Genomic DNA, 12,787 nt, shown 5'->3' on the forward strand with positions numbered 1-12,787 from the left:
ATGACCGACGTAGTTCTTCGCATCACGGAAGACCTGGTCCGACTGCATACGAACACCGGCGAGTCCGCATGGGCACTGGGCGACGAGCTGGTGCAGGTCGCGCGCGACCCTTCGGGCACCAAGGCCCTGGAGTTCACCGGGGCACTGGAGTTCGGTGCGACACCGCAGCAACGGGCCGACGTCGGACTGCGGCTGTGCCAGGGCGTGTTCGACGCGGCGCCCGCCGGGCTGTGGCCGGGGCTCCTGAACGAGGCGTCCGAGCGGGAGCCGCTGCGGGTCCGGGTCGACATCGAGTGCCGGGAGCTGAGCCGGTTGCCCTGGGAGCTGATGCGCGACAAGCGCCAGGCGTGGTGGCGCAACGGCAGGCTGCTGATGCGCCGTGGACGGGTCGTCACCTCGGTGAAGAGCCCGCACGAGATCACCCGCGGCCCGCTGCGGGTGCTGCTGGTGGTGTGCAATCCGCGCGACCGTCACCTCCTGGCCGACCAGGAGCTGGCGATGATCGGCGCCGCCCTCACCCAGCTGCCCGGCCGGGTGCACACCGAGGTGGTCGACGGCCCGAGCCTGCGGGAGCTCATCGCCGAAGTCGCCCATGTGCGCCCGCACGTCCTGCACTTCATCGGGCACGGCATGCGCGCCGTCGCCGGTGACGCGGGCGGGCTGCACTTCAACGCCGCGCAGCCCGAGACCGGCTCCCCCGACCCGCGGTGGCCGACGGCGGAGGAGACCTGGACGCTCGGCCCGGAACAGATGGACCACCTCTACGACTCGTGGACGCCGCGGCTCGTCGTACTCAACGCCTGCCGGCAGGCACACGCCCCGGCGGCCGAGTTCGCCGACCTGATCGACACGTGTCTGGAGCGGGGCTCGGCCGCCGTCGTCGCCATGCAGGCCGACATCGAGTCACCGGCCGCCGCCCAGTTCTCCTACGCGCTGTACCAGGACCTGGCCCGCGCCCGCTCGATCGACGCCGCCATCACCGCGGCCCGCAAGCATCTGCACATCGACGAGCCGAACGGCGCCTCGTGGGCGCTGCCCGTCCTCCAGTGCGGGGTGAAGGACCCCGGCGACGTGGTGCGCGTGGAGTTCGGTCATGTGGAGCCCGAGCTGACGCGGCTGAACCGCAGTTGGCCGTTTGCCGAGCTGGCGATGTTCCTCGGGCGGGACAGGGAACGCCGTACGGGCTGGTGGGAACAGTGCGAGGGCGCCGCCCCGCCCGACCGGCTGCTCGCCATCACCTCCGCGCAGCAGAGGTCCGGCAAGACGTGGCTCGCCAAGTGGTGCCTGCTGACCTGCATGCTGCGCGGCGAGGACGTCACGTACATCGACCTCGCCGACTACACGGGCCGGGGCGACGGCGACGAACCGGTGACGCTGGACTGGCTCGCCGTGCTGCGGGCGCTGCGCGAGGCGTGCACGGACAAGCGGCAGCCCGACTCCATGAACGCCGCGGACTTCAACCGGTTCAACCAGGTCCTCAACCTCGCCGCGCAGGGCGGCCGGCAGTGGGCGGAGCGGATGCCGTCGTCGGAGGTGGACCTCGGGCACTCGTTCGCGGTGGACGCCGACCGGCACGCGGAGGCGCGCCGGGCCGAGATCTTCCAGGAGTTCCGGGACACCCTGCGCAGGCGGGCGGTGGCCCGGCGCCGCCCGCATCTGCTGGCCATCGACAGCGCCCAGCGCATCATGGAGTCCGAGTTCCGCACCGCGCTGCTGCCGCTGCTGCTCGGGCCCGTGCAGGAGGCCGAAGGCGACTTCCCGCTGCGCATCCTGGCCGTGGCGCCGCAGAGCTGGCCCGGGTTCAAGCACCTCCAGGAGTTCATGCCGGGCGCCCCCGTCGTCCTGACCGACTTCCAGCTGCACGACTACAAGCGTCTGGCCAGGGAGTTCTGGGAGCGCAACGTGCACGAGAACCAGGTGCTGCGGCGGCAGAGCTTCGCGCGCTTCGAGGAAATACTGGACCGGCTCAAGGGCAACCAGCAGACCTTCCACGTCTGGGACTACCAGGAGGCCCTGGACACCTGGCTGAAGCTCAGCGGCCTCGGCGCACTGAAGGAGGCGGGCTGATGTCCGAATCCGACGACCGTCTCGAAGCCGCCTTCGCCGAACTCGTGGACCGGCTCGGCCAGGGCGAGGCCCTGGACGACATCCGGCGCGCCCTGCTGCCCGGGGAGTGGACGGAAGTCCTCCAGGCCGCAGCGGTCGCCCGGTTCTTCGACGAGGAGACGTACCGCGAGGTCATCCAGCCCTTCCTGGGCGTGACACGGCCCAGCCTCACCGCGCTGCTCCAGCGCGGCGCCGTGGAGGAGGTCGCCGGACAGCGGCTGAGCTACCAGGTCCCGGACACCCACCGGCCCGCGTATCTGCTGCCGTGGCTGGAGGAGAACAGCGCTCCCCCGGACCCCGCCCGGCTCCCGGAGCTGGAGCGGCGCCTGAGCGAGCACTGGGGGGCGCGGGGCAGGCCGAACGAGAGGCTGCGGCACCTGATGCTCGCCGACCCGCAGGCCGCCGCCGCGCTCTTCACCGAACTGTTCCTGGCCAGCGACGCGAAGCGCGACTTCACCCGGTGCCAGGACCTCGTCGACGTCCTGGCGGACCCCGACCGGGCCACGATCGCCCCGCGCCCGCTGCTCAAACTGGCCGAGGACCGGGCCGGATACCTGCGGGCCCGCACGTACTGGGCGGCGGACTACGCCCGGTGCGCGCAGTTCCTCGAACCCGACGGGCTGTGGGAGCGGGCCAAGCGGCTCCTTTCCCCACAGGGGCCGCGGGTGTGGCAGATGCACGGCACGGGCGGCACCGGCAAGACCATGCAGCTGCGCTGGCTGGTGTCGCGGCGGGCGGTCACCGCCGACCCGGACATCAACTGCGCCCGCATCGACTTCGACGTCGTCGACCCGCTCAACGCGGCGCACTGGCCGTGGCTGCTGCTGTTGGAGGCGGCCGAGCAGCTCGAACAGCGGCTGCCGCAAAGGGTGTTCACCGGTCTCGACAAGTACGCGGCGTACCGTTCGCTGCTGCGCCGCCCCACCTCGCGCTCGGCCGCCGAGGCCGCCCGCGGCATCCGTTCGCAGGACGAGAGCCGGATCGGCCGCGAGGTCGTCGAGGCGTTCACGTCCCGGTTCAACAAGAGCTTCGGCGCGGAGCGGCCCCAGCCGGTCCTGCTCGTGGTGGACACGCTGGAGGAGGTCGTCCTGCGCAGCGCGTCGCGCACGGACGGCCTGCTGCGGCTGCTCGGCGAGACGGTGCGCGCCTGTCCCGCGCTGCGCCTCATCCTCTCCGGCCGCCCCGATCTGAGCATCCGCCACGGCCAGGCCCTCGCCTCGCTCGGCGACTACGAGAACGTCCAGGTACGGCAGTTCTCCGCGGCCGAGGCGGACCGCTATCTGCGCGAGATACGCGACGTCCGGCACCCGGAGCTGCGGGAGATCATCGTGAGCCGCAGCGCCGGGATGCCCTTCCACCTCGCGCTGTTCGCCGACGTCACCGACAAGAACCCGGACATCACCGCGCAGGAGCTGGCGAGCCTGCGCGACCCGCTGATCCGCTACCTCGTCAAGCGGGTCCTGCGCCGCATAGAGGACCCGGTCGTGCTGTGGCTGGTGCGCTACGGGGTGATCCCGCGCAGGCTGCGCCGCGAGCACGTCCACGACATCCTGCGGCCGCACCTGGAGAAGCGGATGACCGCCGGCGCGGTGGTGGACGACCCGCTGACCGACGCGCACCACCTGCACGACAAGAAGGAGGTGTTCCCACCGGTGCCGCCGCCGGACCGGGAGCGTCTCGACGACGCCTGGGAGAAGCTGCTCCAGTACGCCGGGGGATCCTCGTGGATCAGCGAGGTCGCGGGGGACGAGGAGTCCGTCGTCTTCCACAGCGTGGTCCTCGGCCCGATGCGCGACCTGATCTCCGACAAGAGTGTCTTCACCGAGCTGCACCGCGACTTCGCCGTGCGCTTCGAGGAGAGGGCCGAGGCGGCCGCCGGGTCCGACGCGGAGAGCTGGGCCTGGTATCTGCGCGAGGCCCTGTACCACCGCTTCCAGATGCGTGATCCGCAGGCGCCGCAACGCTGGCGCGACGCGATGGAGCGCGCCTGGGCGGACGGCAACACCGACCAGCTCCGGGGCCTCGCCGAGGAGATACTCGGCGACGAGTACGTGGACCGGGAGGCCCCGCGCCAGGTCCGCGACGGCACCGTCATCACGTTCTCGCTGATGGCCGAGGCACATCTGAACATCGCCTACGCCCAGTTCCGCGAGGCCATGACGGAGGGCACGCCCTCCGAGGTCCACGACCATGTGTGGGCCGAGGTCGAACTCCATCTGACGCGCGCGCAGGAGCTGTTCGAGCGGGGCGGCGTCGGCCCCGAGGAGCGGCCGCACTCGGTGCGTGAGGACGTCGTGCGGGCCGCGATGCTGGGCCTGGGCGGGAACGCCGGGGACGCGGTGCGGCTGCTGGACGCGCACGTCCTGTCCCGTGCGGAGCTGCCCGTCCTGGAACGGCTGTGGGGCTTGAGCATCCGCGCCGCGCAGCTGCGACTGCTGCGCTCCCAGGACACCGCCGCCGCGTACCACGAGGTCCTCGTCTTCGCGCACGACATCGGCGAGCTGGGGGTCGCCGCGAGCGCCGCGGCGGCCGAGGCCGCGCAGCGGCGGCTGATGGGTGACGTGGGCCGGGCCATCGAGCTGTACGCGCAGGCCGCCGAGGTGTGCGAGCGGGCCGGGCGGCCCACGTTCCCGGCCGTCGCCCAGCAGGCCGGGCTGCTGCTGCGGTGCCGCCGCCCGCAGCAGGCCCTGGACGTACTCGAAGGGGTACGGGTCGACACCCCGGCGGAGCACGCGGACCGGGCGCGGTTGCAGGCCAAGGCGCAGTTGCTGCTCGGCCGGGAGGAACCGGCGCTCACCGCGATCCGCCGCGCCGACACGGCCGCCGGACAGCTCCAAGGAGCCGAGCGCTACCGGCACTTGGCGCAGAACGCCCAGCTGCGGGGCGTCGCCCTCGGTGAGCTCCAGGAGATCCCGGACGCCAACGACTGCTTCATCAGCGCGACCGGCCTGTGGTCCGAACTCGGCTATCTGACGGGCGAACCCGAGTGCCACTACCTGTTCGCCCGGTTCCTGCTGCGCGACAGCATGGACTTCACCTCCGCCCACCGCCTCCTCGAACCGAAGGAATCCCCGGGCCAGGAACCGGAGTTCGCGCTGCGGCTGCACCTCCTCGCCCGCGAGTGGGCGAAACGCACGCACGGCGTGACGTCCGTCGAGGGCATGCCCGTGCCGTACGGGGAACTGCCCGCGCTCGTCCGCCCCTTGCAGGTGCTGTGCCGGATCGCCGGGCTCACCGAGGACCAGTCGGCCGACGAGCAGCTGACACACCTCACGCGGGCGCTCGACGAGGTACGCCCCGCCCAGGCGCGGCTGGCGACACTGCGCGACCTCGTGGACAACCCGGCCCTCGAACACCGTGTACCGTGGCCGCTGCTGCGCCCCTTCTACGAGATGACGGAGGACTGCGACAACCCCGACCGGGCGCTGGCCCGGCTGCTGATCGCGCAGGTCGGCGGCAACGGCGACGCGGTCCGGCTGCGGCGCGCGGTCGACAGCCTCGTCGAGGGCGCCGGGGACAACCGGCTCATCGTGTGGCGGTGCGGTCGCATCGCCGCCCGGCTCGGCCACCGCGACCTCGCCGTCGAGCTGCTGCGCCGGGTGCCGTGGGAGCGGCCCCGCCCCGTGCCGAACGGCGCGCCGCGCGTTCCGCACGCCCGGCTCGCGCTCGCCGCGCTGCTGCTGCTCGCCGGGATCGAGCCGGACCACGAGGAGGCGGTGGTGGCGTTCAACCGGGCCGTGGCGCTGGCCTCGCACACCGGCCTGGTGCAGCCGAGCCTTCTGGTGACGCTGACCGAGTGCGCGCGCCGCGTCCAGGTCGACGGGGTGCCGCAGCGGATCGACGAACTGCTGCGCAGCCTGAGCTGGCCGGTGCTGCGCGACGCGGACGTCCAGGAGGATCTGCGGCTGTTCCAGGACTGGCCCGGGGAGCGGGCGCTGGCGCTGCGCCGGCACCCGGACATCGATCCGGTCGACGACGAGGCCTCGCCGCATCCGGCGAAGCTCGCGGCCTGGCACGCCGACGAGTGGCTGCTGCGGGCCGCCCTCAGCAAGCCGACGCTGCGCCGGCTCCGGTACGCGCGCCTCGAATCGGACGACGCCACGGCGCACGCGCTGCCGTGGGAGATGACGCTCCAGCACACCCTGGACGCGGCGGGCTGCGACGAGCAGCCGGTCATGTACCGGGCGCTGCCGACGGCGGCCCGGCACATCGACGTCCGCTGGCTGCAACTGTCCCTGAACCGGCAGTTGGACGAGCATCTCGACCTCGACGGCCTGCTGGGCCCCGACACGCGCGCGGCGCTGAGCCGCGTCCAGCCCGGGGACACCACCGCGGGGTGGCCGATCGTCACGCCGGACACCCGGCGCACGCTGCAACGCCTCGAGGCGCGGCAGCCGGGTCCGCGCAAGGTGCTGGTGTTCGGCACGAAGCAGGACGAGCGGCTGGTGCCGCTGTCGTACTGGCAGCGCGGGCGGCTGCCCAAGCGGCGGGAGTTCCCGGTCCGGCTGGTCGTCGTGGACTCGGTCACCGACATCGGCGGGCGGCTTTCCGCCGCCCCGGAGGGCGCCGACGTGCTGCACATCGCGGCGCCGCTGCGTCAGCGCGACGGCATGCCGTACCTGGACTTCTCACCGCCCGGTCACGCCCGCCGCCTGGAGAGCAAGGCGCGCGGCTCCGATCTCTTCCCGGGTCAACTCTCGCGCTGGCTGGCCGAGTTCGAGCCGGGGACCACGCCGCTGGTCGTGCTGGATCCGCCGTGCCCGGGTTCGGAGGTGGACATCCATGTCCAGCTGGCCCTGCGCAATCTCTTCGCGGCGCACCTGTTCCGGATCGGTTTCTGTCCGGCGGTCGTGTGCACGGGCCTGTTCCCCGAGGGCGGCCTGGAACACGTGATCACCTTCTACCAGGCTTTGTCCGAACAGGATCCGCTGGCGCACGCCGTGCGGCGGCTGCGGGGGCGCGGCCCCGGGGGCGAGGACAGGGGCACGACCTTCGAGAACGACGAGGACGCGTTGCGGGCGACGGCGCTGTACGCGGCGTCCTCCGCGCTGCTGCGCCGCCCGATGGGGCAGTCGTGACGTCGTCGGCCGCCCCGTCGCCGTCCGGTCCGGCGCGCAGGACGGCGGGCCTTGAGCAGCTGATCGACGGGCTGACCGACGAACTCGCGGCGTGGCGCGGGCTCGCGTACGGCGAGCGCGCCCCGCTGGAGAAGCACCGCAGTCAACTCGCGGCCGTGGAGACGCTGCTGACGGACGGCCTGGTCGCGGCGCGCGCCCACCTCGCGGCCGGTGACGACGCGACGGCCCTGCCGGTGACGGTCCTGGACCTGCACCACGTCTGGGACTACTTCCGCTCGAAGTTCGCGCTGCGCAGGCTGGAGGAGTACCGCGGCTACCTCGACGCCGCGGACGAACTGGCGTGGGCCTGCTACGAACCCCCGCTGGCGGCGGCCCTGGAGTCCGGCGCCGCCCGCACGAAGGAGCCGCCGCTGGTCTCCTTCAGCCGGGACCCGGCGCCGCGCGCGCACCGGCGCGGCGGCCAGTACCGCGACCTGCTGCCGCGCGGCGGCGTCCATACGCGCGCGGGCGTCCGGCTGGTGCGCAGCCTGCCGTTCCCCGTGATCGACGTGCCCTGGTACTACGGCTCCCATCTCCCGGCCGTCCTCACCGTCGCGCACGAGGTCGGCCACCACATCGAGGACGACTTCGGTCTGACGCCGGAGATCCACGCGCGTCTCGCGCCCACCGCGTTGCCGACGGCGTGGGCCGGGGAGGTGTTCGCCGATGTGTGCGCGAGTCTGGCCTGCGGGGTGGCGTACCCGGCGGTGCTGGCGGACGTCCTGGCGACGCTGACCGCCGAACCGGACGACACGGCACCGGAATTGAGCCCGCACCCGCCACCGGCCACGCGGCTACGGGTGTGTCTGGCGGCCCTCGACGCGGCCGACCGGGTGCGGCCGAGGACGTGGCCGGCGCCGATCGCCCAGGCGCTGGCGGACGGCCCTTCCCCGGACGTGGCCGGGGTGGCGGCAGCCCTCCTGGACGCCGGCTATCCGCGGCTGGCCGGGCGGCGCCTCGCGGACCTGCTTCCCGCGACGCCCGTCACCCCGCTGCACGCGGAGCGCCTCCTGGCCGGGATGCCGTCGGGACTGTCCCGGGTCCCCGGTGTCCTGGCGGCCGCGGCCCTCGCGTTCCTCACGGACCCGGCGGAGTACCGGTCCCGGCGGGTGGGCGACCGCGCCGTCGCGGAGGCGCTGGCGCTGCGCCCGCAGGGCCCGCGCGGCGCTCCCGAGGGCGGCGGGACGGGCCGTGCGCGGGACGGCGAGGCGGGGGCGGAGCTGCTGCGGGCGTTGCGCGGCGGCTGACGCACACGGCTCGCAAGGGGGGGCGGCGCCGGGGCTCAGGGCGAGGGCCGGTGCCGGTCCCTGACGATCGAGCGGCTCATCGCGATCACGCCCACCACCGGCCCCAGCACGAGCATCAGCAGCGCCACCCGCCACGACGTCCGCTCGACGAGCACGGGCACGCCCCACAGCGTGAGCACGGTGGTCGTGTACCCGAGCGCGAGCTGCAACGACAGGGCGCCGCCCACGTACTCGGGGTCGGCCCGCTCACTGACCAGCGCCGAGAACTGCGCGGAGTCGGCGACCACCCAGAACCCCCAGAAGACGCATAGCGCGACGATCACCGACGACGGCAGGACGTCGAGGCCCAGGGCGAGAACGAGCGCGGCGCTCCCGGAGCACAGCAGACACATCCGCGCGGCCGGGGCCCGCCCCCACCGGTCGCTGAGCACGCCCCCGACGAGACACCCCACCGCCCCGACGCCGATGCACACGAAGGCGATCGCCGAGGCCACCACGTCCGTACGATCGGCGTCCTCGACCGCCGGGACGCTCGCGAGCAGCGCCGCCACCGTGCCCCACATCGCGTACAGCTCCCACATGTGGCCCACGTATCCGAGATCGGCCAGCACGACGTCGCGGTTGCGCAGGGAGCGCAGGGCTCCGCCGACCGTCACCCGGCGGCGCGGGAACGGGAACAGTCCGGGCGTTCTCAACGTCAGGGCGAGCAGGCCGCCGCAGGCCCCCATGAGCGAGGTCACCGCGATGACGAGGCGCCAGTCAACGCCCCCGGCGGCGTTGACGGCGTGCGGCAGCGCGGACCCGACGGTGAGCGCCCCGATCATCACGCCCAGCGCCTTGCCCCGCCCCGCGCGGAACCAGGTGGCCGTCTCCTTGAGCGCGGGCGGGTACACGGCGGCGAGGAAGAAGCCGGTGACGAGCCGCAGGACGACGGCGGCCCCGAGCCCGTCGGCGGCCAGCACGCCGAGGTTGGCCGCGGCCGCGCCGAGCGCGCCCCCGCACATCAGGAACCGGTTCGCGACGCGGTCGGCGAGCCCCGACAGAGCCGAGGCGACGGCCCCCACGACGAACCCGATCTGCACCGCGACGGTCAGCAGCGCCCCGGACCCCGCGTCGAGGCCCCACTCCCGGCGCAGTTGCGGCAGCACGAACGAGGCCGAGAACCACACGCTCATGGACAGCAAGGTGCCGGCCGCGACGACGGCCAGGGCGAGTCCGGGCGCCATCCGGCGTTCCGAACCCGCGACATGACGTTCGAAGCGCCTCACACGTTCACCCGCTCCCGTTGTCCGTTCTACCGTTCACTGTGTCGGCCCGCGGCTCTCGGTACGGAAGCGACGTGGCCGCCGACGCCGACCCACGCGAGCGAGGAGGCACCGTCCCGTGACCGAGAAGACGACGCAGGATTCCACCGTCGAGGACGAGCTCGTGCGCACGGTGCTGGCCTCGTTCCAGGACACCGCCGATCCGCGCCTGCGGGACGTGATGCGGTCGCTGGTCCGGCACCTGCACGGGTTCATCCGGGAGGTCCGGCCGACGGAGGACGAATGGCGGCACGCCGTCGACTTTCTCACCGCCGCCGGGCACATCACCAGCGACAAACGCCAGGAGTTCGTGCTGCTGTCCGACGTGCTGGGCGCCTCGATGCAGATCATCAACGTCAACCACGAGGCCTCCGCGGGTGCGACCGAGGCCACCGTGCTGGGGCCGTTCTTCGTGGCGGGGTCCCCCGAGATCCCGCTCGGCGGGGACCTGGCGGGGGCGGCGCCCGGGGAGCCCTGCTGGGTGGAGGGGACGGTCACCGACACGGACGGACATCCCGTGGCGGGCGCGCGACTTGACGTCTGGGAGGCGGACGACGACGGACTGTACGACGTGCAGTACGCGGAGGAGCGCACCGCGGCGCGCGGGCATCTGTTCACCGACGAGCACGGCGCGTACGCCTTCTGGGGGCTCACCCCGACGCCGTATCCGGTCCCGCACGACGGCCCCGTCGGGCGGTTGCTCCAGCGGACCGGGCGGACGCCGCTGCGCGCCTCCCATCTGCACTTCATGGTGACGGCACCCGGTCTGCGTACGCTGACCACGCACATCTTCGTCGAGGGCGACGAACTGCTCGGCTCCGACGCCGTGTTCGGGGTGAAGGAGTCGCTCGTCAAGAAGTTCGCCCGGCAGGCGGCGGGCACGCCGGCCCCCGGCGGCCGGGACCTGGACGGCCGCGCCTGGTCGCGGGTGCGCTTCGACATCGTCCTCTCCCACGCCTGACCCACCGAGTCACAGGAGCACCCCCGCCATGCGGTTCGTACACGAGACCCTCGCGCAGCGCGTCCACTTCGCCACGGGTGAGGCGCGGGCGGTCGTGCGCGCGGAGGTGGAACGGTGCGGCGGCTCGCACGTGATGGTGATCGCGTCGCCGCGCGAGTCCGAGCGCGCCGCGGCCCTCACCGGGGACGTCCCGGTGGCCGTGCGCCACGACGAGGTCGTGATGCACGTGCCGGTCGAGGCGGCGGAGCGGGCGCGGGTGGTGGCGGCGGCCCACGGCGTGGACCTGGTGGTCACCGTCGGCGGCGGCTCCGCCACGGGCCTCGCCAAGGCGATCGCGCTGACCTCCGGGGTGCCGATCGTCGCCGTCCCCACGACGTACGCGGGGTCGGAGGCCACGAGCACCTGGGGTCTGACGGAGGGGGCGCGCAAGACGACCGGCGTCGATCCGCGGGTACTCCCGCGCGCGGTCGTGTACGACGCCGAACTGACGCGCTCCCTCCCCGTCGCCACGAGCGTCGCCTCCGGCCTCAACGCGCTCGCCCACTGCGTCGACTCGATGTGGGCGCCGCGCACGGACCCGATCGACCAGGCGCTCGCGAGCGAGGGCGTCCGCGCGCTCGCCGACGGACTGCCGAAGGTCGCGGCCGACCCGGCCGGTCTCGACGGACGCGAGCGGACGCTGTACGGGGCACACCTGTCGGCGGTGGCGTTCTCCTCCGCCGGGTCCGGCCTGCACCACAAGATCTGCCATGTGCTGGGCGGCTCGTTCGGATTGCCGCACGCCGAGACCCACGCGGTGGTCCTGCCGTACGTCCTCGCCTTCAACGCCCCGGCCGCCCCGTCGGCCGCACACCGTCTCGCGTCGGCCTTCGGCACGGACTCCGCCCTGGCCGGCCTGCAACACCTGCACCGCACGGTGGCCGCACCGACCTCCCTGCGCGCCCTGGGCCTCGACGGCACCCACGCCATCGACACCGCCGCGACGGCCATCGCGGCCACCGCCCCGCCGACCAACCCGCGCAAGGTCACCGAATCCGCGATGCGACGGTTGCTGCGGGCGGCGTGGGAGGGCGCGGATCCGGGCGACATCGGTCCGGAATAGCCACAGGCTGCCCGGGGGTTGCCCCTCGTATGTGGAGCAGTGAGCGACTCGATCTGGATGCCTACCTCGCCCGCGTGGGGTACGAGGGCGATCGCGCCCCGACGCCGGAGACGTTGCGGGCGTTGCAGCGTGCGCATGTGCTGGGGCTGCGGTGGGACACGCTCGACAGTTTTCTGTACCGGGAGGTGCGGATCGATCTGCCGTCGGTCCAGGACAAGCTGGTCCGCAGGGGCCGGGGCGGGTACTGCTACGAGCACACGGCGCTGTTCGCCGCCGTGCTGGAGAAGCTGGGTTTCCGTTTCACGGCCGTGTCGGGGCGGGTACAGCTCGGTGCGGACTCCACCACGCCGCGCCCCGCGACCCACGCGATGCTGATCGTGGATGTGGACGACAGGCGCCTGCTGACCGACGTCGGGTTCGGGGCGAGTCCGCTGGAGCCCATCGAGCTCGTCGACGGCGCGCGCAGCGACGGCGGGCCGTGGCCGTACCTGCTGCGCAGGCAGGTCATCACCCACGGTGCGCCGGGCTGGGCGGTGCATCAGCTCGGCGACGGGCCGGAGGGGCCGGACGGCTGGACGGTGCGGCAGGTCTTCACCGAGACCCCGCAGTACGCCGTCGACTACGCGGTCGGCAACCACTTCGTGGCCACGCAGGAACGCTCCCCGTTCGTCACCCGCCCGTACGTCCAGCGGCTCCGCACGGACCGGTACGACACGCTCGACGCGCTGGTCTGGACGACACAGCGGCCGGGCGGGGCCGCCCCCGTGGAGGAGTCCGTCCGCCCGCACGAGGTACCGGGGCTCCTCGACGACGTCTTCGACATCCGCGTGGACCCTCAGGAGGCGGACCTCCTGGTGACCCGGCTGGCGGAGCTGGAGGCGCGGCGGCGAGCGGGCGCGTGACCGTGGGCAACCACTGACGGCACGCGGCCGCCGCCGGGGCATCCACGC

The 12,787-nt window shown here is 73.3% G+C and carries 7 protein-coding genes; 6 read left to right on the top strand and 1 reads right to left on the bottom strand.

What is annotated here, in order from left to right:
- From ACYBSK_RS21885 to ACYBSK_RS21895, 3 genes are read left to right on the top strand one after another with little or no spacing between them, the layout of a single operon-like run.
- Complete coding sequence (locus ACYBSK_RS21885) at positions 1–2,067, top strand: CHAT domain-containing protein (protein WP_460242980.1); 2,067 nt, start codon at positions 1–3, stop codon at positions 2,065–2,067.
- Positions 2,067–7,184: a hypothetical protein gene (locus ACYBSK_RS21890; RefSeq protein WP_460242981.1), complete on the top strand. Its 5,118-nt coding sequence runs from the start codon at positions 2,067–2,069 to the stop codon at positions 7,182–7,184. Before ACYBSK_RS21885 ends, ACYBSK_RS21890 begins: the two co-directional genes overlap by 1 nt.
- Positions 7,181–8,470, top strand: coding sequence for a hypothetical protein (locus ACYBSK_RS21895; RefSeq protein WP_460242982.1), 1,290 nt, complete (start codon positions 7,181–7,183; stop codon positions 8,468–8,470). Before ACYBSK_RS21890 ends, ACYBSK_RS21895 begins: the two co-directional genes overlap by 4 nt.
- Before the next feature lie 35 nt (positions 8,471–8,505).
- Here ACYBSK_RS21895 and ACYBSK_RS21900 read toward each other — a convergent pair whose 3' ends face one another.
- On the bottom strand, positions 8,506–9,738 hold the full coding sequence (locus ACYBSK_RS21900; RefSeq protein WP_460242983.1) for an MFS transporter: 1,233 nt from the start codon (positions 9,736–9,738) through the stop codon (positions 8,506–8,508).
- A 115-nt stretch (positions 9,739–9,853) separates the two neighbouring features.
- Here ACYBSK_RS21900 and ACYBSK_RS21905 point away from each other — a divergent pair, with 115 nt between their 5' ends.
- From ACYBSK_RS21905 to ACYBSK_RS21915, 3 genes are read left to right on the top strand one after another with little or no spacing between them, the layout of a single operon-like run.
- A complete protein-coding gene (locus ACYBSK_RS21905; RefSeq protein ID WP_460242984.1) occupies positions 9,854–10,735 on the top strand; it encodes a dioxygenase family protein in 882 nt (293 codons plus the stop codon).
- Between the two features lie 28 nt (positions 10,736–10,763).
- Positions 10,764–11,837 (top strand): maleylacetate reductase, encoded by a 1,074-nt coding sequence (locus ACYBSK_RS21910; protein ID WP_460242985.1) that lies wholly within the window; start codon positions 10,764–10,766, stop codon positions 11,835–11,837.
- A 29-nt stretch (positions 11,838–11,866) separates the two neighbouring features.
- Entirely contained in the window at positions 11,867–12,739 is an 873-nt protein-coding gene (locus tag ACYBSK_RS21915) for an arylamine N-acetyltransferase family protein (protein ID WP_460242986.1), read from the top strand.
- Positions 12,740–12,787: the final 48 nt, after the last annotated feature.

The sequence above is a fragment of the Streptomyces sp. BYX5S genome (assembly GCF_054724165.1).